Annotated in this window: 18 protein-coding genes; 7 read left to right on the top strand and 11 right to left on the bottom strand. The window is 64.2% G+C overall.

The genetic code is table 11. From position 1 onward, the window contains the following. Positions 1–3: 3 nt before the first annotated feature. The 4 genes from V3C33_06955 to lipB all read right to left on the bottom strand — a co-directional run bounded on the left by V3C33_06955 (position 4) and on the right by lipB (position 2,981). Positions 4–360, bottom strand: coding sequence for a DUF3817 domain-containing protein (locus tag V3C33_06955; GenBank protein ID XAS69002.1), 357 nt, complete (start codon positions 358–360; stop codon positions 4–6). A gap of 105 nt (positions 361–465) precedes the next feature. Beyond that, the gene (locus V3C33_06960; protein XAS69003.1) at positions 466–1,218 is read right to left on the bottom strand and encodes a DUF4191 domain-containing protein; all 753 of its coding nucleotides are present in this window, start codon (positions 1,216–1,218) and stop codon (positions 466–468) included. A 90-nt stretch (positions 1,219–1,308) separates the two neighbouring features. After that, a complete protein-coding gene (lipA, locus tag V3C33_06965; GenBank protein XAS69004.1) occupies positions 1,309–2,316 on the bottom strand; it encodes a lipoyl synthase in 1,008 nt (335 codons plus the stop codon). Beyond that, complete coding sequence (gene lipB, locus V3C33_06970; GenBank protein ID XAS69005.1) at positions 2,313–2,981, bottom strand: lipoyl(octanoyl) transferase LipB; 669 nt, start codon at positions 2,979–2,981, stop codon at positions 2,313–2,315. Before lipB ends, lipA begins: the two co-directional genes overlap by 4 nt. A 142-nt stretch (positions 2,982–3,123) precedes the next feature. Between lipB and V3C33_06975 the strand changes: the two genes are divergently transcribed. Then, positions 3,124–4,854, top strand: a complete 1,731-nt coding sequence (locus tag V3C33_06975) for a serine/threonine-protein kinase (protein XAS69006.1) — start codon at positions 3,124–3,126, stop codon at positions 4,852–4,854. 34 nt (positions 4,855–4,888) lie between these two features. Here the strand turns inward: V3C33_06975 and V3C33_06980 are convergent, their stop codons facing one another. Further along, positions 4,889–5,785, bottom strand: a complete 897-nt coding sequence (locus V3C33_06980) for a TIGR01777 family oxidoreductase (protein ID XAS69007.1) — start codon at positions 5,783–5,785, stop codon at positions 4,889–4,891. 74 nt (positions 5,786–5,859) lie between these two features. Here V3C33_06980 and V3C33_06985 point away from each other — a divergent pair, with 74 nt between their 5' ends. After that, a complete protein-coding gene (locus V3C33_06985; protein ID XAS69676.1) occupies positions 5,860–9,336 on the top strand; it encodes a S41 family peptidase in 3,477 nt (1,158 codons plus the stop codon). 111 nt (positions 9,337–9,447) lie between these two features. Here V3C33_06985 and V3C33_06990 read toward each other — a convergent pair whose 3' ends face one another. Beyond that, positions 9,448–9,876 carry an OsmC family protein gene (locus V3C33_06990; GenBank protein ID XAS69008.1) on the bottom strand — a complete coding sequence of 143 codons (429 nt, stop codon included), beginning with the start codon at positions 9,874–9,876 and terminating at the stop codon, positions 9,448–9,450. Positions 9,877–10,159: 283 nt separating this feature from the next. On the opposite strand from V3C33_06990, the gene V3C33_06995 reads away from it, so the two are divergent. After that, positions 10,160–10,291: a hypothetical protein gene (locus V3C33_06995; GenBank protein XAS69009.1), complete on the top strand. Its 132-nt coding sequence runs from the start codon at positions 10,160–10,162 to the stop codon at positions 10,289–10,291. Here the strand turns inward: V3C33_06995 and V3C33_07000 are convergent. The 4 genes from V3C33_07000 to V3C33_07015 form a co-directional block, all read right to left on the bottom strand. Beyond that, positions 10,288–10,641, bottom strand: a complete 354-nt coding sequence (locus V3C33_07000) for a hypothetical protein (protein XAS69010.1) — start codon at positions 10,639–10,641, stop codon at positions 10,288–10,290. The two genes, V3C33_06995 and V3C33_07000, sit on opposite strands and share 4 nt — an antisense overlap. Before the next feature lie 131 nt (positions 10,642–10,772). Then, positions 10,773–12,545 (bottom strand): 2-oxoglutarate dehydrogenase, E2 component, dihydrolipoamide succinyltransferase, encoded by a 1,773-nt coding sequence (gene sucB / locus V3C33_07005; GenBank protein XAS69011.1) that lies wholly within the window; start codon positions 12,543–12,545, stop codon positions 10,773–10,775. 115 nt (positions 12,546–12,660) lie between these two features. Further along, complete coding sequence (gene lpdA / locus V3C33_07010) at positions 12,661–14,043, bottom strand: dihydrolipoyl dehydrogenase (protein ID XAS69012.1); 1,383 nt, start codon at positions 14,041–14,043, stop codon at positions 12,661–12,663. A gap of 330 nt (positions 14,044–14,373) precedes the next feature. Continuing rightward, complete coding sequence (locus V3C33_07015) at positions 14,374–15,900, bottom strand: leucyl aminopeptidase (protein ID XAS69013.1); 1,527 nt, start codon at positions 15,898–15,900, stop codon at positions 14,374–14,376. A 260-nt stretch (positions 15,901–16,160) separates the two neighbouring features. On the opposite strand from V3C33_07015, the gene V3C33_07020 reads away from it, so the two are divergent. The 4 genes from V3C33_07020 (at position 16,161) to V3C33_07035 (ending at position 21,419) form a co-directional block, all read left to right on the top strand. After that, the gene (locus V3C33_07020; GenBank protein XAS69014.1) at positions 16,161–17,099 is read left to right on the top strand and encodes a PAC2 family protein; all 939 of its coding nucleotides are present in this window, start codon (positions 16,161–16,163) and stop codon (positions 17,097–17,099) included. A gap of 35 nt (positions 17,100–17,134) precedes the next feature. Continuing rightward, positions 17,135–18,475: an MFS transporter gene (locus V3C33_07025; GenBank protein XAS69015.1), complete on the top strand. Its 1,341-nt coding sequence runs from the start codon at positions 17,135–17,137 to the stop codon at positions 18,473–18,475. 93 nt (positions 18,476–18,568) lie between these two features. Beyond that, positions 18,569–19,792, top strand: coding sequence for a DUF4192 domain-containing protein (locus V3C33_07030; protein ID XAS69016.1), 1,224 nt, complete (start codon positions 18,569–18,571; stop codon positions 19,790–19,792). A gap of 292 nt (positions 19,793–20,084) precedes the next feature. Beyond that, positions 20,085–21,419, top strand: coding sequence for an RNA polymerase sigma factor (locus V3C33_07035; GenBank protein ID XAS69017.1), 1,335 nt, complete (start codon positions 20,085–20,087; stop codon positions 21,417–21,419). A 123-nt stretch (positions 21,420–21,542) separates the two neighbouring features. On the opposite strand, the gene V3C33_07040 is transcribed toward V3C33_07035, so the two are convergent. Next, positions 21,543–21,764 carry a hypothetical protein gene (locus V3C33_07040; GenBank protein ID XAS69018.1) on the bottom strand — a complete coding sequence of 74 codons (222 nt, stop codon included), beginning with the start codon at positions 21,762–21,764 and terminating at the stop codon, positions 21,543–21,545. Positions 21,765–21,864: the final 100 nt, after the last annotated feature.

Here is a 21,864-nt window from a genome sequence, read left to right on the forward strand (position 1 = left end):
CGGCTATACGCCCGCGGTCTGCCGTGCAGCCGGAACCGGTTCGTTGGCTCCGAAGAGGTAACCGCGCTTGCCTGCAATGCGTTCGAACAGCAGCGTGGCGAAGGGCACTACAGCCGAGAGCCCCGCGAACAGTGCCACTGCGAACGGCCAGCGCTGCAACCGCCACAGAATGAGGGTGGCGACGCCGTAGCCGATGAATATGGCTCCGTGGATTGGCCCGGCGATCTCGACACCAAGCTCCGTGGTCCTGGCAATCCACTTGAAGAACATCCCGATCAACAGGGCAGCCCAGCTGAACGCTTCGGCAACGGCGAGGATCCGGAAAATTCGGATTATTGCAGGCTTCGAGGGGAATCTCATCGGAATCTCCGGCTTCGGTAGATGGCTCTCTGAGCGACACATGTCAAACGAAAACCGCCCCGGCAGCCGGCCTGATGGCCGGTAACCGGGGCGGTTCCCAAGCTGCTAGCGGCCGCGCTGGGGGCGGGCCTTGTAAGGATCGATACCCTTGGGGATCGGGAGGCGGTTACCCAGCGAGGAAATACGCTTGGAAACCGCGCTGACCTCGATTTTTGTGAGCTCCTTGTGCAGCTTGCTCATTTTCTTGGCGACCTGGCTGATGGGAACCTGGCCTTCGCCGCGGCCGCTTTCGATCACATGGACAGTGACGTTGGGCAGGATACGCGAGAGACGCTTGCGTTCGGCGTCCACCAGTGGCTTGACCCTGTGTGTGGGGCCTTCGCTGACCAGCACGACGCCGGGACGGCCGATTGCGCGGAACACGGCATCCTGTGTGCGCGGGTTCACGGAAACCGGCTGGTCTTCAGTGATCCAGCCACGCTTAAGGGTGCCCAGGGCGGCACCTGAGGCGCCGGGCTGGTTCTCGATCTGGGCGAACGCGGCCTTTTCGGCCCTGCGGGACAAAATCAGCGTTGCTGCCAGGAGGCCGAGGGGGAGACCAATGATCAGGCCGGTGACCCAGTTTTCCAGGAGGAAGCCGACCAGGAAGCTGACAGCCACCACGCCAAGGAACGACAGCACCATAAGCCAGGGAACCATGGGATCGTGGCGGCGGGTCATCTGGAAGACCTCAGCGATCTGCTTCAGCCGGCTGGGCTTCTTGACCTTCGCTTCTTTGGGCTTGCGCGAGAAGAGGCCACGCTTCGGGGCGTCGTTGGCCGCCGGAGTGGTGTTGCTGGAATCAGAGGAATTCGCCATAGTGCCTTAATTCTACGTGATTTATCGCTGAGGACCGGACGCCGGAAATGTCCGGCACCGGCCCCCCAGCCCTAAAACTTCTGTGCGGTTCTAGGAGTGAGCGGCGATCAGGGAGCTTGCTTCCTGGCGGGTGCTGCCTGAGCTTTCAATGTGCGCGAGCTCGGCCGGGATTTCCCAGCCCTTCTTGCGCATCGCGGTGGCCCAGAGACGGCCGGCGCGGTACGAGGAACGCACCAGCGGTCCGCTCATGACGCCGAGGAAGCCGATCTCGTCCGCTTCCTGCTGGAGGTCAACGAACTCCTGCGGCTTGACCCAGCGGTCAACAGGCAGGTGCCGTTCGCTCGGACGCAGGTACTGCGTGATCGTGATCAGGTCGCAGCCGGCGTCGTGCAGGTCCCGGAGCGCCTCGGAGATTTCCTCACGGGTCTCGCCCATGCCCAGGATCAGGTTGGACTTCGTCACCATGCCCAGCCTGCGGCCCTGCGTGATGACGTCCAGGGAGCGCTCATAACGGAATGCGGGACGGATGCGCTTGAAGATCCGCGGCACGGTCTCCACGTTGTGGGCGAACACCTCAGGTTTGGAGTCGCAGATGGCCTCGATGTGTTCCGGCTTGCCGGAGAAGTCAGGAATCAGCAGTTCGACGCCGGTGCCCGGGTTCAGTTCGTGGATCTTGCGGACCGTCTCGGCGTAGAGCCAGACACCCTCATCGGGGAGGTCGTCTCGGGCCACACCTGTGACGGTGGCGTAGCGCAGCTGCATGGTCTGGACGGAGCGGGCCACTTTGGTGGGCTCGAACATGTCCACTGGAGAGGGCTTTCCGGTGTCAATCTGGCAGAAGTCGCAGCGGCGGGTGCACTCGGAGCCGCCGATCAGGAACGTGGCTTCCTTGTCTTCCCAGCATTCAAAGATGTTGGGGCAGCCGGCCTCTTCACACACGGTGTGGAGGCCTTCCTTTTTGACCAGATTCTTCATCTGGACATATTCAGGACCCATCTGGACCTTGGCCTTGATCCACTCGGGTTTACGCTCCACCGGGGTAGCCGCATTGCGCTGCTCGATACGCAGCATTTTCCGGCCTTCTGGTGCCAGGGTCACAGTAGAGCTCCTTCGGGGGTCGCAACTAGGGCGTCTTCATTCTTGCGCAGTTCTTCGATGATCCGCGACACGAGGTCTGCGGGGGCCACATCCCGGCCGGTTTCCTGGGCGATCGTGGTGACACCGGCATCGGTGATGCCACAGGCAATGATCTGCGCGTAGGGGGCGAGGTCGTTGTTGCAGTTGATCGCAAAGCCGTGCATGGTGACGCCGTCGTGTACCCGGATGCCAATGGCGGCGATCTTGCGTGCCGGGCCCTTGTCGTCTTCGTCGATCCAGACGCCGGCCCGGCCCCTGATGCGTTCGGCTGTGATCCCGTAGTCCGAGAGGACGGCGATGATGACGGACTCGAGACGGTCTACGTAGTCGCGGATCCCGGCAGGATTCTTCAGCTTGATGATGGGGTAACCAACGAGCTGCCCAGGGCCGTGCCAGGTAAGTTTGCCGCCGCGGTCTACCGCCACAACAGGCGTTCCGTCAAAAGGCCGTTCGTGGTCTTCGGTGCGCTTGCCTGCCGTGTACACGGCAGCGTGTTCAAGCAAAAGGACTGTACTGGGGGCCTTGCCGGCGACGACTTTGTCATGGATTTCGCGCTGGATATCCCAGCCGCGCGCATATTCGACGAACTCCGGGGCAAGACCCAACTGTGAAAACTCAAGAGTCATGGCATCCAGCTTAGTCCCCGGCCGGCGTCGTGCCCGATTGTGTGCTGAAGCTCTCATCCGCTTCGACGGGAACCGGCGGGGACCGGAGCCTTGACTGTGGATAACTTCTGCGCGATCCTCGGGAATCCGATAGTTGTTAAGCATGGACGATTTCAGGCAGGGCGGCACTTCGGAGGAAATGACGCCGGATGTTCCGGGGTACAGCGTGGGCCGCCAGCTTGGCCGCGGCGGAAGCGCCACCGTGTGGCTGGTTACCGAAGAACTGACGGGCCGCGATTTCGCGCTGAAATGCTTTGTGCCGGATCTGGATGGGCCTCACGCAGCTACGCCGGATACGGATGCCTCACGCGCCGCCGTGCCGGATTGGAGCACGGCGGAGGATTCAGTCCGCCGTGAGGTCCGGATCCTCTCGGTGCTCGACCATCAGCACCTGGTCAAGGCGTACGACGTCGTCCGGGTCACCGGAGCCGCCGACAGGCGGCTGGGACTTGTTATGGACTATGCCCCCGGCGGTTCCCTGGGGCAGCTGATTGCGAGCCGGGGCAGACTCAGCATCGGCGAAACCGTCACTGTAATTACTCCGCTTGCCCAGGTGCTGGGCTACCTGCACGGCAAAGGCTTCACGCACTCTGACGTATCACCCGGAAACGTACTGTTCAGCGGACACGGCAAACCGATGCTGGCAGACGTCGGCATTGCAAGGATGGTGGGCGATGCCGCCGGAGTCTCGGATCACGGCACCGAGGGTTTCATGGATCCGGCACCCTTGGATGCAGTTCGGGCCGGGCTGCAGCCCGAAAGGGACATTTATTCGGTTGCCGCGCTGGGGTGGTACTGCCTCACAGGCCATGCACCCCGGAAGGCGGCAGACAGGCCGCCGCTGTCGCTGCTGATACCGGAGGTGCCGGCCGAGCTGGCCGCAGCGCTCGAGGCAGGCCTCAGCGAGAACCGCAGGTTACGTCCTACAGCTGCGGAGTTAGCCACCGTCATCTACCGCAGTGCCAGTCCGGCGCCCGTTGACCTCTCAGGTTCCGTGCATCCCACCGTTATTCCTGAGCTGCTGACCCGGCGGCACGCGCCGGACGCTTCCAGCGGATTGCCGCGTGAGCAAATCCGAGCCCTCGGCAGGCGACTGTCCACCTCGCGATGCGCCGGACTCCTCGGAATGCGCCGTGTTGTCCCGGACCACGTTTCCCGGGATCCGGCTGCGCTGGACGCCGCCCCAGGACAGCCCGGTGCCTGCCCGGAGCTGCCACTGCGTCGTTCGCACCGGCTCGAACCAGCCAGGCCACGGCGGTGGCCTTTCATTGCCGCCCTGCCCGTCGCGGTCGTGGGAGTGGCCCTTGCCGGTGCCTGGTGGATTTCGGGCCAACCGCCAGTTGCCGGGGCCCAGCGCCCGCCCGCGTCTTCAGCCGGATCCGAAACCGCATCCGGCGACGCTCAGCCGGAGAACATTGTCCCTCAGAGTATCCGCGCGCAGCTCCGCTCAAGGGACCCCCGGGAGGCCGTCCGGGGGCTGGCATGGATTCGCTCCACGGCTTTCAGCTCCGGGTGGTTCGAGCTTTTGGACGAAGTGAACGTCAGGGACTCTGCAGCCGCGGCTGCAGACGAAAAGATCGTGTCCCTGCTGCGCGAAAAGGGCCATGTGCTGGCCGGATTCACCACCACCTTGGCCGCGGTTGAATCACAGCCCGAGAGCAATGCCAGCAGGGCCGTTGTTGGTGTCAGATCAGGGACCTCCGCCTACGAGGAAAAAGATGCGGCCGGCGCGGTGGTGGCGGCAGGGCACGCAGCCGCCGATCAGCAGCTGCGTCTGGTGCTGGTCCCGGTGGACGGTTTGTGGCGGATCGTTGAGATCCTGCCTGCGGCCTGATCCGGTGCTCCGGCAGGGAGCCTGTAACAGAGAATCAGTTACGGCCGGCGGCCACCCAGGCCGCAGCCTGTACGACTGCGGCATGTTGCCACTCGAAGCCCGCGTCAGCCAGCTTGGCTGGCTCCATCCGTTGGCTCGCGAGCAGCAGCTCGTCAGCCAGTTTCCCCATCACCAGTCGGAGCACCGGAGCGGGGACACGAAGGAGAGCCGGGCGGTGCAGCGCCGTGGCCAGTTGTGACACCAGCGAGTTCACGTCGGCACTTTCAGGCGCACAGACGTTTACCGGTCCGGTGAGGGGCGCTATCAGCAGGAATCCGAAAGCGGCTGAAACATCCGGCAGGGTGATCCAGGGCCAATACTGCCTGCCGTGACCGAGCGGCCCGCCAATCCCGAGCCGCAGCAGTGGAAGCAGCTTGCCTAGGGCGCCGCCGGACGGGCTCAGTACTACGCCGGTGCGGGGCGTCACCACCCGTACCCCCGCCGGGGCCTCATGCGCGGCGGCCTCCCACTCAACGCACAGCCGGGCCAGAACACCGGAACCGGGACCCTGGCTTTCGCGGAGCAGGGCAGGCCCGGAATCTCCGTAGAAGCCTGAGGCAGATTGGCTGAGGAAGACCGGGGGAGGAGTGTCCAGCCGTCCCATCGCCTCGGTCAGCGTGCGGGTGGAGTCCAGACGCGACCGGAACAGCTCTCCAATCCGGCCCCGGGTCCAGGGCCGGTCGCCAATACCGGCACCGGACAGATTGATGACGGCGTCGATATCTTTCAGGGAAGATGGGTCAAGCAGGCCATCCACAGGGTCCCACTGGACTTCGGCCGCCGAGTCAGGCGGCCGCCGCACGAGGGCAACCACGTTATGGCCGCCGGCGCGCAGGCTGGCGGACAGCCCGGTTCCAATAAGCCCGGACGCGCCGCTAATCACGATTCGCATGATCCATCTCACCATGCCCGGCACGGCCGCGGAACCTCCCGGATGCTTCCACGGACTTTGACTATGATCGAATGATGACCTCTTCGAGCTACTTCCGATTCCCGCATCTGCACGGCGATCTGGTCACTTTTGTGGCCGAGGACGACGTATGGATTGCGCCTCTCACCGGCGGCCGCGCATGGCGGGTATCCTCCCTTCAGCTGCCTGCCCGCAACCCCCGTTTCACCCCTGACGGCAAGCGGCTCGTCTGGTCGGTCATCCAGGGGACGGCACCGGAAGTGGTCATTGCGGATGTGGACGGCGGAGCCTACCGGCAGCTGACGTATTTCGGCCACAGCACCACGAAGGTCAAAGGCTTTACGGCGGCCGGAGACGTTGTTGTCACGAGTGCCTTCCGGCAGGCGGAGAGCCGCCACACGCACGCCTACAGCATCCCCGTCGAGGGCGGCTGGGCTGAGGAACTTCCGTTCGGCCCGGTTGAGTCGGTTGCCTTTGGCCCGGAACTGGGTGACGAACGTCCGGTGGTGGTGGCAAGTGTGCTGTCCCGCGAACCCGCCTGGTGGAAGCGTTACCGGGGCGGAAGTGCCGGAAAGCTGTGGATCGATACTGACGGCAACGGCGAGTTCGAACGGCTGCTGCCCGAGCTGGACGGCAACATCGCGGATCCCCTGTGGGTGGACGGCAGAATCGCGTTCCTCTCCGACCACGAAGGTTATGGCAACCTGTACTCCGTGCTGCCGGGTGGGGGCGATCTGCGCCGGCACACGGACCACGAGGACTTCTATGTGCGGCACGCCGCCACAGACGGCAAGCGGGTCATCTTCGAATCTGCGGGTGAGCTCTGGATCATGCACGATCTCGGTTCCGAGGCCGTCAGGCTGGATATTTCGCTGGGCTCAGCATCCCAGACCCGCCGTGCAACGCTCCTGAAAACGGCAAAGCACCTGGGCGGGGTCTTTCCGGACCTGGCGGGTTCCGCAAGCGCAGTGGAAACCCATGGAACCATCCACTGGCTCCGGCACAAGGATGGGCCGTCCCGGGTCGTCGAAGCCACGCCTGGTGTCCGTGCGCGTCTGCCCCGGCCCCTCACTGACGGCCGCATTGCCTACGTTGCCGATCACGACGGCGCGGAAGCGCTTTACATCAAGGAGATCGCCGGGCCGCTTTTCGCCGGCCCCGCCCCGGCGGCGGGGCCCTCGAAGACCCGGGAGGACATGCCGGGCACCCCACTGCCCAAACCGGTGCCGGCCGCCGGACTGACCCAGGCCGGCGTCGGGCTGCCAGTGACTGATGACTCCGGGGCGGATATCGCACCCGTTCCCGAAGTGCCGGCCGAACGGGCTTCAGAACCGCGGACCTCCACCCGGATCGGATTCCCCAAGCCATCAAGGGCCAGCGCCATGGAGGCCAGCCCGGATGGCCGCTGGCTGGCTGTTGGCACCGCCTTCGGTGACGTCTACATCGCAGACACCCATACGGGGGCGATTTCCCTGCTGAGCAGCATTGGCGAAGGCACCATCTCCGACCTGTGCTGGTCGCCGGACTCGGAATGGCTGGGCTGGTCCGAGCCGGTCACGTCCTTCGGTTCACGCAGCCGCCTGCGTATTGTGAAAGTGGCCGATCAGGACGGAGAAATCATCGATGTCACCGATGGCCGCTTCTGTGACCAGTCGCCGTCGTTCACTCCGGACGGCAAGTTCCTCGCCTTCCTGTCCAACCGGAGCTTCGATCCGGTCTATGACGGCCATTCCTTCGACCTGTCCTTCCCGAGCCCCATCAAGCCGTACTTCGTGGCGTTGGCAGCGGACACGCCGTCACCCTTCGGTCCCAGCATTGGCCTCCGAGAGTCCGGAGACAACGCAGCGGAAGCCGACGGCGGCGCTGACGCACCGGAGGCCGGTAAGGCCGGCAAGGCGGCGGCTCCGGACGTCCGCGTGGACGCCGAAGGCTTGGCCCACCGTGTGATCAGTGTTCCCGTGCCGCAGGGCAACTATGAGTCGCTCTCCGCAACAGACGGCGCGCTGCTGTGGCTGGACAGCGCCCTTGCCGGTGTCACCGGCGACGGCAGGGCGAGCCTGGAAGACAAGGATGCCCCGCCCAGCCTGGTCCGGTTCGACATCGCCAAACGGAAAACCACCACGCTTGTGGAAGCGCTGGACAGCTACCGTGTCTCCGGAGACGGCAAACAGGTGGTGCTGATCCATGAAAAGCAGGTCCGGGTGGTTCCGGCCGATTCCAAGGCCGATGACGATTCCGGCACGCAGGTCAAGGTGGATCTTGGCCGCATCCGCGTCATGATGGATCCGCTCAGCGTCTGGGGCCAGGCCTTCGACGAAGCCTGGCGGCTGCAGCGCGACTTCTTCTGGACCGAGGACATGGCCGGCCAGGACTGGGATTCCGTCCACAAGCGCTACCGGCCGCTGGTTGACAGGTTGGGCTCGCACGATGATCTGGTGGATCTCCTGTGGGAACTGCATGGGGAACTGGGGACGTCGCACGCGTACGTCCGCCCGGCCGCGGTGACGGAAAACGGCAGCAACGGCCAGGGCAGGCTCGGCGCCGATCTCGCGTTCACCGCAGAGGGGTGGGAGATCACCCGTATCCTGGCCGGGGAATCTTCGGACCCGCTGGCAACGTCGCCGCTGACTCGGCCCGGAGCAGATGCAAAGGCGGGCGATGTCCTTCTGGCCATTGACGGCGTGCAGCTGTCGGAGGCCCTGACGCCGGCTATGCAGCTGGTGGGGGCCGCCGGCCGCGCCGTGGAGCTCACCGTCCGCAATGGTGCCGGCCACGGATCCGCTGCCGGCGTCCAGCGGCGCATTGCCGTGATACCGGTCAAGGACGAGGAGCGCCTGCGGTACCAGGACTGGGTGGCAGCCAACCGGCGTACAGTCCGTGAGGCATCCGGCCACAGGTACGGTTACCTGCACATCCCGGACATGATGGCCAACGGCTGGGCACAGCTGCACCGGGATCTGGACACCGAGACCGCTCTGGACGGATTGATTGTGGACGTTCGCCGCAACCGTGGAGGGCACACCTCCCAGCTCGTGGCCGAGCTGATCGGACGCAAGGTGACTGGCTGGAGCATGCCGCGCGGGGAAAGGCCCCGGACCTACCCGCACCACGCGCCGCGCGGACCCGTCATCATCCTCGCCGATGAGTTCGCCGGCTCGGACGGCGACATCATCACCCAGGTTTCTAAACTGCGTGGGATTGGCCCGGTAATCGGCACGCGGACGTGGGGCGGCGTCGTCGGAATCGACAACCGCTTCTCGCTCGCTGACGGAACCGGCGTCACCCAGCCACGCTACGCCACGTGGTTCAGCGGCGGTGTCGGCTGGGGTGTGGAGAACTACGGCGTGGATCCGGACATTGAGGTGACGTTCCCGCCGCATGCATACGCAGCCGGCCGGGATCCGCAGCTTGAATACGGCATCGGCGCACTGAAGGAAATGATCCAGGAGCTGCCTACCGACCGGCCGCCGGCCCGGGAGGGCTACCGCCGGCTCCTGCCTGCCCCGCTGCCGGAACGCCGGCACACGGACTGAACCAGACCCGCCGGCCACAACCGAAGGCCCCGCTCCCCGCTGGATATCCAGCGGGGAGCGGGGCCTTCGGCGTCAGATGTGGCCGGCGTCAGTTTGAGCTGCCGGCAGCAGTTAGGAAACCAGAGTGGCTTCCAGAGTGATCTCGATGCTGGCCAGCGCCCCGGAGACAGGGCAGCCGGTCTTGGCTTCGCCGGCGATCCGCTGGAATTCCTCTTCGGAAATGCCCGGGATCTTGGCGTTCACCGTCAGGTGGCTGCCGGTGATGCCGGTGCCGGGCTTGAACGTGACGTCGGCCTTGGTGCGGACCTCGTCCGGAGTGTGGCCCGCCTGGGCAAGCATATTGCTGAAGGCCATCGAGAAGCAGGCGGAGTGCGCGGCGGCGATGAGCTCTTCCGGGCTTGTTTTGCCCCCCGCCTGCTCGGTGCGTGCCTTCCAGGTGACCTCAAACGTGCCCAGTCCGGAGCTGTCCAGCGTCGTGTTGCCTGCACCCTCCATCAGGTCGCCGTTCCATACAGTGTGCGCGGTGCGTGTTGCTGCCATATCCACTCCTCAATGTTGATTCGAAATCAGGGATCCGGCCGCTGCCTGACCCCTGCCGGTTTCAATCCTATGGATTATGCAGTGGCTGTGCACGGGGCGTCCGCCGGGAGAGGATTGTGACCACATGCACTGTGGCCATTGAAACCGCACACCACGACAATGGCAACGTGCCCCGGGCGCGCATGGCGTCGATCATGGTCAACGCCGTTGACGCTGAACGCCTCACGGTATTCTGGTCGGCCCTGCTGGGAACGGAGGTCTCGACCCGTCATGAACAGTTCTGGTGGCTTACGCCCGCGACTGCGGGCTGTGCATCGCCAAGACTGAAGAGCCGGAGTACGACGACGGCGAGGCCCCCGCGCAGGGTGCGTCGCCGTCGTGGCCGGTAAGGCGGGTGGCTGAAGCCGGTACTTAGTGCCAGATCGTTGCGATGGCAATGTTGATCAGGGCCAGGCCGCCGACGCCGTGGGCCAGGCCAGTGGAGACGTCTTCGCCCTTCTTGACCTTGCGCGAGCCGATGACGGCGAGCGCGGCCACGGCGATGCCGATGGCGAACTTGATGCCAAGCTTGAAGTAGTTGGGGTCGGCATCGGGCAGCAGCGGCAGAATGCCCATCATTGCGATGCCGGTGATCAGCTGGAGGAAGGCACCGTCGCGCTGACGCGGGTGGACCGTCGGCTGCTTAATTGTTGCGATCCAGTAGCCCACAATCATGGCTGCGCCAACGATGTGCAAGAACAGCAGGATGTCAAAGAGAATACTCATGGCTCCAGCTTAGCCAGTAGGTTCTACGTCCTGTAGCAAAGCCACGGCCAGCTCGCGCACAAAAAAGCGGGGCAGGTTCCGGAGGTTTCCCACCGGAGCCTGCCCCGCCGTCGTCGTTGAAATACCGGAGGTCAGAGCCCCAGATCGGCCTCGAAGGCGCCTTCTTCAAGGCGTGCCTTCAGCGTCTGCAGGAAGCGGCCGGCATCGGCGCCATCAACCAGACGGTGATCGTATGTCAGGGAGAGGTACATCATGGAGCGGATTGCCAGCGAATCGTCACCGTTTTCGTCGGTGACAACAACCGGGCGCTTGACGATCGCGCCGGTGCCCAGGATGCCTACCTGCGGCTGGTTGATGATCGGTGTGTCGAAAAGTGCTCCGACCGAACCGATGTTGGTGATGCTGAACGTTCCGCCCGACAGCTCGTCCGGTCCGATCTTGCCCTTGCGGGTGCGGTCTGCAACATCAGCGATCTTGCCGGCCAGGCCCGCAAGGTTGAGGTTTCCGGCGTCGGAAATGACTGGAACCAGCAGACCCTTGTCAGTGTCCACGGCAATCGCCAGGTGCTCGGCGTTGTGATACGTGATTTCCTGCTTTTCCTCGTCATAGGCAGCATTGACCTTCGGGTGCTGCTTCAGGGCCTCGGCAACAGCCTTGGCAATGAAAGGAAGGAATGTCAGCTTGACGCCGTTCTGGGCCAGGAACGAGTTCTTGGCCTTGAGGCGGAGCTTGGCCACCTTGGTCATGTCTACTTCGTGAACCTGGGTCAGCTGGGTTGAGATGTCCAGGGACTCACGCATACGCCGGGCGATGACTTGGCGGATACGGGGAGCCTTCTGCACGGTGCCGCGCAACGACGACGCTGCCGCGGTGGCAGCCGTTGGTGCAGCTGCCGGAGCGGCGGAAGCAGCAGGGGCGGCGGCCGGGGCTGCCTTTGCCTCGGCTGCGGCCAGAACATCCTGCTTGCGGATGCGGCCGCCAACACCGGTGCCGGTCAGCGAGGAAATATCCACACCCTGCTGGTTGGCCAGCTTGCGGACCAGGGGAGTGACGTAGTTGGACTCCGCGCCCGATGCAGCCGCGGGTGCCGCAGCAGGAGCATGAGCGGGTGCAGCTGCCGGAGCCGGAGCAGGTGGCGCAACAGGAGCGGGTGCAGCTGCGGCGGGCGCCGGTGGAGCAGCCGCGGGAGCCTCGGCGGCTGTTTCTTCCTTTGCTTCTGCCGCAGGGGCGGGCTGTTCGGGAGCGGCTGCAGGTGCTGCAGCCGGAGCCGCGGCGCCGGAGCCGATAACTGCGAGGACGGAGCCCACCTCGGCCGTTTCATCCTCGTTGACGCGGATTTCCTGAAGCGTGCCGGCTACCGGCGACGGGATTTCGGTGTCTACCTTGTCGGTGGAGACCTCGAGCAACGGCTCGTCCACGGCCACGGAGTCGCCTACGGCCTTGAGCCAGCGCGTCACGGTGCCTTCGGTGACGCTCTCGCCGAGAGCGGGGAGGGTCACTTCGTGGCTTTCTCCGCTGTCAGCGGCAGAAGCCTCCGCAGCAGGAGCCGCTTCAGCGGTCGCAGCAGCCTCCGGAGCGGGAACAGCCTCGGCCGGAGCCTCTTTAACCGGAGCAGCCTCGGCCGGAGCAGCCGAAGCCGGTGCTTCGGGGGCAGCTGACGAACCGGAGCCGTCACCAATGCGGACCAGGGGAGCGCCCACTTCGGCGGTCTCATCTTCGGCAACGAGGATTTCCTCGATGACGCCGGCGATCGGAGAGGGGATTTCGGTGTCTACTTTGTCGGTGGAAACTTCGAGCAGCGGCTCGTCGACCTCTACCCGGTCACCAACCTGCTTGAGCCAGCGGGTGACAGTTCCTTCGGTGACGCTTTCACCGAGGGCGGGCAAGTTAACGGATTCAGACATGTCGTCCCCGTTCTCCTTATTGATCTTTAGTGCGGATGGTTGCTGCCTTGTTCGAGCTTAGTGCACCGGGCAGATCATGCCGGGTGCACCAAGCTCTGTTGTCTTGCGGTGTTGCCTAGCCGTGGAGAGGCTTGCCCGCCAGCGCGAGGTGGGCCTCGCCCAGGGCCTCGTTCTGTGTGGGGTGGGCGTGCAGCAGCTGGGCCACGTCCTCCGGGTAGGCTTCCCAGTTCACGATCAGCTGGGCCTCACCGATCTGCTCGCCCATGCGGGAACCGATCATGTGGACGCCCACCACGGGGCCGTCCTTCTGGCGGACCAGCTTGACCAGGCCTCCGGTGCCCAGGATGGAGCTCCTGCCGTTGCCGGCGAGGTTGTACTCCTGGGTTTCCACCTGATCGTCCCCGAACTTCGCTTTGGCGGCTGTTTCGGTGTAACCGACGGTTGCGATTTCTGGTTCGCAGTAGGTGACCTTGGGGATGTTGACGTCTTCAACGATGACAGGCTTCAGACCGGCGATTTCCTCGGCGACGAAGATGCCCTGCTGGAAACCGCGGTGCGCAAGCTGGACGCCGGGGACGATGTCGCCCACAGCGTAGATGTTTCCGACGCCGGTGTGCAGGCGTTCGTTGGTGATGACGAAGCCGCGGTCCAGGGTGACGCCGGCGTCCTCGTAGCCCAGGTTAGCTGTGACGGGACCGCGGCCCACGGCCACGAGGAGCAGCTCAGCGTCGAAGGTCTTGCCGTCAACCAGAGTGACCTTAACGCCGTTGTCATCCTGCTCGACGCCCTGGAAAAAGACTCCAGTGGAGAACTTGATGCCGCGCTTCTTGAACGCACGCTCGAGGTTCTTCACGATCGCCGCGTCCTCGTTGGGCACGAGGGAAGGCAGGCCCTCGACGATGGTGACGTCCACGCCGAACGACTTCCAGACTGAAGCGAACTCGACGCCGATGACACCGCCGCCCAGGACGATGGCGCTCTTCGGGATGTAGTCCATCTTGAGGACTTCATCCGAGGTGATTACGCGTCCGCCGATTTCCAGCCCCGGAAGGGAGCGGGAGTAGGAACCGGTGGCCAGGACAATGTTCTTGCCCTTGTAGTCCGTGCCGTTCACCACCACGGTGTCCGTGCCCTTCAGCTTGCCTTCACCTTCAATGACGGTGATGCCCTTGGACTTGATGAGACCCTGGAGGCCCTTGAACTTTCCGGCAATGATGCCGTCCTTGTACGCATTGACGGCCGTGATGTCGATGCCGTCAAGGGTGACGTTCACACCGTATTTGGCGGAGTCACGGGCGTGATCGGCGAGTTCGGCCGAGTGAAGCAGCGCCTTGGTGGGGATACAGCCGTTGTGCAGGCATGTTCCGCCGAGCTTGGCCTTTTCCACAAGGCCGACGGTGAAGCCAAGCTGAACAGCACGCAGGGCCGTGGCGTAACCGCCACTGCCGCCACCGAGTACCAGGATGTCGAATTCTTGCGCAGTTGCCTGATCGGCCACTTAGACGCTCCCTCGCGTGAACGATGACGCGAGAGTACGCATCATCTGGTCTTGGAATTTGCTCTGCCGTGATTATGCCAGCAGGCAGGTTCTCTTGCATTTGTGACTACCGGAGTTCACCTTAGCGAACCACCTATCCATGCTCCACCTTGCGGCACGTTTTGTGGCGTGCTTGTGTCGAGAGTCACGCGGCTCTGTGTCGGACGGATCAGTCCCCGGCCGAGTTATGGAAAAAGCGGGTGTCCGGCGCTTGCCGGACACCCGCTCCTGACGTTTTGGCACCCTGGTACGGATGCCGCCGTCGGCCCCTGGCCGTTTGGCCAGCCGGCGCTAGACGGCGGCTGCCAGGATGCCCTCCACATAGGCCACCAGGGTACGGACGGTGCAGCCCGTGCCCTGCTTGTGGGTGTAGCCGTACGGGCTGCCGTTGTTGAACGAGGGCCCGGCGATGTCAATGTGCGCCCAGGGGATCTGTTCGCCGTCCTTTCCCTTGCCCACAAATTCGCGCAGGAAGACTGCCGCCGTCATCATCCCGCCGTGACGCTCGCCGATGTTGGCCAGGTCGGCCACCTCCGAATCGAGGCTGGGGCGCAATTCCTCCGGCAGGGGCATGGGCCAGACAAGCTCGCCGGCGCGTTCAGCCGCGGCCTTCAACGGACCGGTGACGCTCTCCGAACCCATAACGCCAGCCGTGCGGTTGCCGAGGGCGATCAGCTGCGCGCCCGTCAGTGTGGCGACGTCGATAATGGCGTCCGGGTACTCCTGGCTCGCGGCCACGATCCCGTCGGCCATGACCAGCCGGCCCTCGGCGTCGGTGTTCAGGACTTCGACGGTCTTGCCGCCGAACATGGTCAGCACATCGGCCGGCCGCGATGCGGCGCCGGAGGGCATATTCTCCGCGATGCAGAGCCAGGCGGTCGCCTTGACGGGCAGGCCCAGGCCCGCGAGGGCCAGCACAGTGTTAAGTACGACGGCAGCGCCGGCCATGTCGCTCTTCATGTCACCCATGCCGAGGGCCGGCTTGATGGAAATGCCGCCAGTGTCGAAGGTAATGCCCTTGCCGACCAGGGCGATCTTGGCTGTTGCCTTGGCCGGGGAGTATTCCACCTTGACCAGGCGCGGCTGGCGGGTTGACCCCTTGCCGACGCCCATGATGCCGCCGAAGCCTTCCTTTTCAAGACGCTTCTCGTCCCAGACCGTCAGCTTGACGGGCAGCCCCTTGGCCAGCTCCTTCGCAGCATCGGCGAAGGATTCCGGGTACAGGTGGCTCGGCGGCTGGTTGACCAGTGAGCGCGTGGCGTTGACGGCCTTGCCGATCAGGGCGGCGCGGTTCAGCGCCGGCTGCAGTTCCTTCCCACCGGCGAGCTCGGTGAAGATGACCACGTTCCGGACCGGATCCTTGAGTCCTTCCTTGGACGAGCGGTACTCGGTGAAGGAGTAGGAGCCCATGGCGGCGCCCTCGGCGACTGCCGCAACATCGGCGATTCCCGCCGTCGGAAGTGCCAGTACTACTGTGTTGAGTCCGGCAAGCTGACGGACAGCTGAACCTGCGGCCCGTCGCAGTGATTCCTCAGAAAGTTTCCGGCCATTGCTGACGTCGCCGACTCCAGCCAGGACGATCACGCCGGCTCCAGTCTCCGGAAGGCCTGGAAGGCGGAGGATCTGGTCTGCTGCTCCGGTGACGCCAAGAACCTTCAATGATTCCGACAGTGCTTCTGCAGACTTGGCAGTCAGCGGGTTTTCGAGCAGAACCGGGCCGTCTGATCCCTTCCCGACACCAATGACGACGGCGTCGCTGGGGGCCTTCTTCAGGTCCCGTGCGAGGGCACTAAGGTTGATTTCAGTATTCTTGACCACGAGGATCAGTCCTCAATTCTCTGAGATTATTCGGGCAGGGAGTGCATGTTTGGCGCCCTGCCATGGGAACCCGGCCGCCGTCGGCTTGAGACGCAACCCGGTGTCTGCAAGTCCGTCAATAAGGCCAGTTCCGATCGTAGTCTCTCTGCATCGCAGCCGCGGCATTCACTGAGAGCTGCGCCACAACCCGGCTCAGGAATTCCGGGGCCGCCCGGGGCGTTGTAAAGAATATCCACCCGCAACCACGAAAGGAACATGCCGTGCTTGAACGGATTTCCGGCTCTCTGCTGGACCCCGATGCGCTTTATGCGAGCAACATCGAGCTGTTCCACAGCCCAGAACTCCGCGGGCTCAATCTGGTGATGGCTTTTACTGGATTCGCCGACGCCGGCCATGTGGTCAAGCAGATTAACAGCGAGCTGCTCGACACGCTGGACTCGGGGCTCGTCGCCGTGTTCGACGCCGACCAGCTCATCGATTACCGGACCCGGAGGCCGCACGTCTCCTTCGTGGAAGACCATCTTCAGGACTACCAGGCGCCAAGCCTGGCACTGTACAGGCTGGTTGACGGCTTGGGGAGTCCTTTCCTGCTCCTGGCGGGATTCGAACCGGACCTGCAATGGGAGCGTTTTTCGCGGGCCGTGGTGCGGATTGTAGAAGAACTTGACGTGAACCTTGTGACCTGGATCCACTCCATCCCCATGCCAGTGCCGCATACCCGGCCGGTGGGCGTGACTGTCCATGGCAACAGGCCGGAGCTGATTGAGGGAATTTCGGTCTGGAAGCCTACCGTGGAGGTACCTGCAGCCGTAGGCCACATTCTGGAGCTCAGGCTGATGGAAGCCGGGCGCAACGTGGCCGGCTACGTCATCCATGTGCCTCATTATCTGGCCGAGGCCGAGTACCCGCAGGCCGCAGTGGCGGGACTGGAATATCTGGGCGCGGCAACGTCACTGATGCTGCCAACGGACCGGCTGAGGGAAGCCGGGCGTGAAGTGATCCGGCAGATTTCGGAACAGGTTGGTTCATCTGAGGACGTGCAGCAGGTGGTGTCGCGGCTGGAAACCCGGTATGACGAGAAGGCCGAAGGCACAGTCCGCCGCTCGCTCCTGGCCGATGAAAACGACCAGCTCCCTAACGGCGATGTTCTCGGCGCGGCCGTTGAGGCATACCTGGCCCGCGAAAATCCGGGTCATTAAATAATGTTTTTGAAGGCCACAGGCATAATAAAGGGGTGACTGCACCCCGCGCCTGGCTGATCTGGACCATCGGAATATTCTCGTACCTGGTGGCCGTGACGCAGCGCACCTCCTTCGGCGTGGTGGGTCTGGAAGCCACCGAGCGGTTCCATGCAAGCGCCTCCGCAATCTCCTTCTTCACCGTCCTGCAGCTCCTGGTCTATGCCGGACTGCAGATCCCTGTGGGTGTGCTGGTGGACAGATTCGGCTCCCGGGTCATGATCGCCGGGGGCGCCTTGCTCATGGGGCTGGGCCAACTCCAGCTGGCATTCGCGGACAGCATCCCCGGCGGGGTACTGGGGCGTGTCCTGGTGGGCGCCGGAGATGCCATGACTTTCATCTCCGTCATCCGGCTCATTCCACTATGGTTCGCCCCCGCGCGCGTGCCCGTCCTCACCCAGCTGACCGGAATGTCCGGACAGCTGGGCCAGCTTTTCAGCGTGGTGCCGTTTGCCCTGATCCTCCACTCGGCCGGCTGGTCCCCGGCGTTCTTGACGCTCGCCGGGCTGTCCGGAATCGCCGTCGTGCTGGTGGTTCTGCTCCTTCAGGATCTGCCGGCGGGGACTCCCCGGGCCGAATCAGGTCAGGGCTTGCGGGCCACCGGTGTCTCGTTGTCCCGGGCATGGCGGCAGCCCGGGACCCGGTTGGGCCTGTGGAGCCACTTCACCATCCAGTTCAGCGGCACGGTGTTTGCCATGACCTGGGGCTATCCGTTCCTCATTTCCGCCCAGGGACTGGACGCGGGCACCGTGTCGGGACTGATGGCGCTGTACGTGGCGGCAGGCATTGCCGCGGGCCCGCTGATCGGCCGGTTCGTATCCCGTCACCCGCTGCGCCGTTCCACCATGGTCCTGCTCATCGCCGCCGGAACCGCCGCCGCATGGGCGGCGGTCCTCCTCAACCCGGGCCGGTCCCCGCTATGGCTCCTGGCAGGTCTGGTGGTGGTGCTGGCGATCGGAGGGCCGGGATCCATGATCGGCTTCGACTTCGCACGGACGTTCAATCCGGCGCACCGGCTGGGCACCGCAACCGGGATAGTCAACGTGGGCGGGTTCATTGCTGCCCTGGTGGCGATCTTCCTGATCGGGCTGTTGCTGGACATCCTCTACTCCTCCGGTTTCTCCAACGGTGTGCTCTATGGCCTGGAACCGTTCCGCGTTGCCCTGAGCGTGCACTTCCTGCTCCTGGGGATCGGTGCCGTTGCCATCCTCGGGTGCAGGCGGAAGGTCCGGCGCCAGATGGCCGCCCAGGGCGTCCTGGTGCCGCCTCTGCTCAAGACAATGGCGGCGCAGCGCAGGGCCAATCTGGAGCGGCGCCGAACGCCGTTCCGCGACTAGCACTGCTCCTCCACAGGCCCGTCCGCGGGCACGTTGTCCACATGGCTCAAATGGCGGCTGTCCCGGGGCGGACCGCTGTCTGAAGCTGGGTGCATGACAGCTTCAGAACACCTCACCATCAAAGGGCCCGAGGATATCCTTGGGTTCATACCGCACTCCCTGGGGTACTGGCCGGCGGACAGCCTGGTCGCCATGACCATGCAGGGCAAACGGCTGGGCGCCACGCTTCGGGTTGATCTTCCCGGGCCGGACGGTCTGCGGAACCCCGGGGAATTCGCCAGGACGGTCGGCGATTACCTGCAAGCAGACGACGCGGCCGACGGAACCCTCCTTATGTTGTTCACCAATGACGGCTGGATGGACTCCGACGATGGGTATAGGCCGCTGCTGGCAGCTCTCGAAGCCGCGCTCGGATGCGCCGGGATGCCCGTGCGGGATGCCTGGTACGTAGGGCATACCCATTGGCGCAATGTGTACTGCACGGACCCCGGGTGCTGTCCGCTGCCAGGCCGTTCCGTGGACGAAATCCGGGACAGCAGGCTCAATGCTGAGATGGTATTCCGCGGCAGCAGCGTGGGAGCGCCCCCCGCCGACCGCCTGTACGGTGAAGGCCAGGGCCAGCGTGGACGCGAAGAAACGTCCGTTGTGGCGGCCGAACAGCGCTGGTTGGCCGAGTTCAACAGCCGGCGGGGCAGCCGGCAGCAGTTCGACGCTGTCCTGGATACCTGGGAGCGCGCCAAGCAGGCAGGCCAGGGGACCGACCTTACGGCGGCGCTCAAGGCATTTCTGCGCGCATCCCTTTGCGTTCCGGCGTGGCGGGATGCAGTGCTGGTCATGACAGCGGCCGGGCGGGCTGCGGCGGCGCGCGGGGCGGAAGAGTTCGGGATATTCGACGACGGCTCCGGGTTGGCGGCGGTCCGTCCACCCGCTGAAGACATGCCGCAGAAAGGGACCGAAAAGGGGAGTTCCCGAAGACCCGATGACGGGTCTGCGGCCGGGTATGGTGAGGTGCTGCTGGGACTCAGCCCGGTTGTTCCCGATTGGGCCGGAATGAAGCGCCTCGAACAGGTCCTGCTGCGGCTTTCGTGCGCGGGAGGCGCTGAGGCAGAAGCCGCAGCGCTGACGGCAAGGGGATGGATCGAGTGGTGCCGCGGCAGGGGTTCCTTTGCCGATGCCCTCCTGAATCAGGCGCTGGTGGAGCAGAACGGATACCGGCTGGCAGAGCTGCTGTCCGAGCTGGTGGGCCGCGGCACCATCTGCGGCTGGGCGGGCCGGCGTGAGACTGCCTGGCAGAAGTTCGAGCCGGACGCCGCGTAGCTTTGTGGCTGGCGGAATGCCCTGGTGATCGGCCGGAAGTATTGCGGCGGACTGCCCGGGCTGAGGCTCTGATTGGGAAATCCGTGAGACAATGGATGCCGAGACCCGGTTGGGTCCGTGTATCTGGTGCATGTAATGGGTCCCTGAAACGGGAACATTATGGCCGCCCCGGCAGTTTTACTTAGTGGCTCTGCTGGCCGTGGTTGCACCTGATGTTGATCACGGACTTGACAGGGTCATAGTGGTGTTGCCCGTATGGTGATTCCACAGACCGCCGCTAGAAAGGTTTTCTGTGACCCCGTCTTCCGCGAAGAAGGAACCCGCCGCCCAGGCTGAATTGTCCCCTGAGGAGAAGCAGGTGGCTACGAACGCCAAGCGTGCAGCTACGCGCGCTGCCAACAAGGCCATCAAAGATGCCGCAGGCGATGACGCCGACTCGGCAGAGGCCAAGCCCGAGCCGAAGAAGCGCGGGCCTAAGCCCGGTGCCAAGGCTGCGGCAGAAGCCGCAGGAAAGTCCGCCCGCGGCCGTTCGAACGACGACGACTCGGATGATCCCGACGATGATGCCGACGACGCGTCCCAGGACGGTTCAGAATCCGCCGAAGACGGCGAAATTACGGCCGCCAAGGCAGCGTCAGCTGCCAGCGGTAAAGGTTTTGTCTATTCCGATGCGGACGACGATGACGCCCCCGTCCAGCAGGTCATGTCCGCCGGTGCAACGGCCGACCCCGTCAAGGATTACCTGAAGCAGATCGGCAAAGTTGCGCTGCTGAACGCCGAGCAGGAAGTTGACCTTGCGCTCCGCATCGAGGCCGGCCTTTTTGCTGAAGAGAAGATCAACGCCGACGACGGCTCGATGGACCCGAAGTTCAAGCGCGAGCTCGAATTCGTCATCCATGACGGCAAGCGCGCCAAGAACCACCTGCTCGAAGCCAACCTCCGCCTGGTTGTCTCGCTGGCCAAGCGCTACACCGGCCGCGGCATGCTGTTCTTGGACCTGATCCAGGAAGGAAACCTGGGCCTCATCCGCGCGGTGGAGAAGTTCGACTACACCAAGGGCTTCAAGTTCTCCACATACGCCACCTGGTGGATCCGGCAGGCCATCACCCGCGCCATGGCCGACCAGGCGCGCACCATCCGCATCCCGGTGCACATGGTGGAGGTCATCAACAAGCTGGCTCGCGTTCAGAGGCAGATGTTGCAGGACCTTGGCCGCGAACCCACGCCTGAAGAGCTCGCCCTTGAACTGGACATGACCCCGGAAAAGGTGGTCGAGGTCCAGAAGTACGGCCGCGAGCCGATTTCGCTGCACACGCCGCTCGGCGAGGACGGTGACTCCGAGTTCGGTGACCTGATCGAGGACTCCGAAGCAGTGGTTCCTGCCGACGCCGTGAGTTTCACTCTCCTTCAGGAACAGCTTCACTCCGTGCTGGACACCCTGTCCGAGCGCGAAGCCGGAGTTGTGGCCATGCGATTCGGCCTCACCGACGGACAGCCGAAGACTTTAGACGAAATCGGCAAGGTCTACGGCGTCACGCGTGAGCGCATCCGCCAGATCGAATCCAAGACCATGTCCAAGCTCAGGCACCCTTCACGGTCGCAGGTGCTTCGGGACTACCTGGACTAGAACTTCTGCAATAAACAGGAAAGCCGCCGCCGGATCTGATCCGGCGGTGGCTTTCCTGTTTAGAGGGAGGGAAAAAATCAGGGTCCCTCCGGATGGAGGAACCCTGAAGCGGTACTGCTTTGACTAGTCGACCGGAACCGGTGCCTTCTCGTGAAGACGGCCCGTCTCATCGTGCCAGTCGGAGCTCAGCGGCTTGAGCGTTGCCTCGACTGCACGGGCATGGTGGCCGCAGAAGAGCAGCTCACCGCCGGAGGACTCGAGTACAACCCGGACATATGCCTGTGCTCCGCAACGATCGCACCGGTCAACTGCGTTGAGCGTGCGGTCCGCAACTGCTGTTGTCATGTCGGCCTCCTAAGTAGATCTGTATATCTATATAACCAGCATTCGAAGCGAAACTATGGCAAGGATGTGTCACTTTCGCTGTGCGCGTATCACATGTGCA

Source organism: Micrococcaceae bacterium Sec5.7, from assembly GCA_039636785.1.
GTDB lineage: Bacteria > Actinomycetota > Actinomycetes > Actinomycetales > Micrococcaceae > Arthrobacter.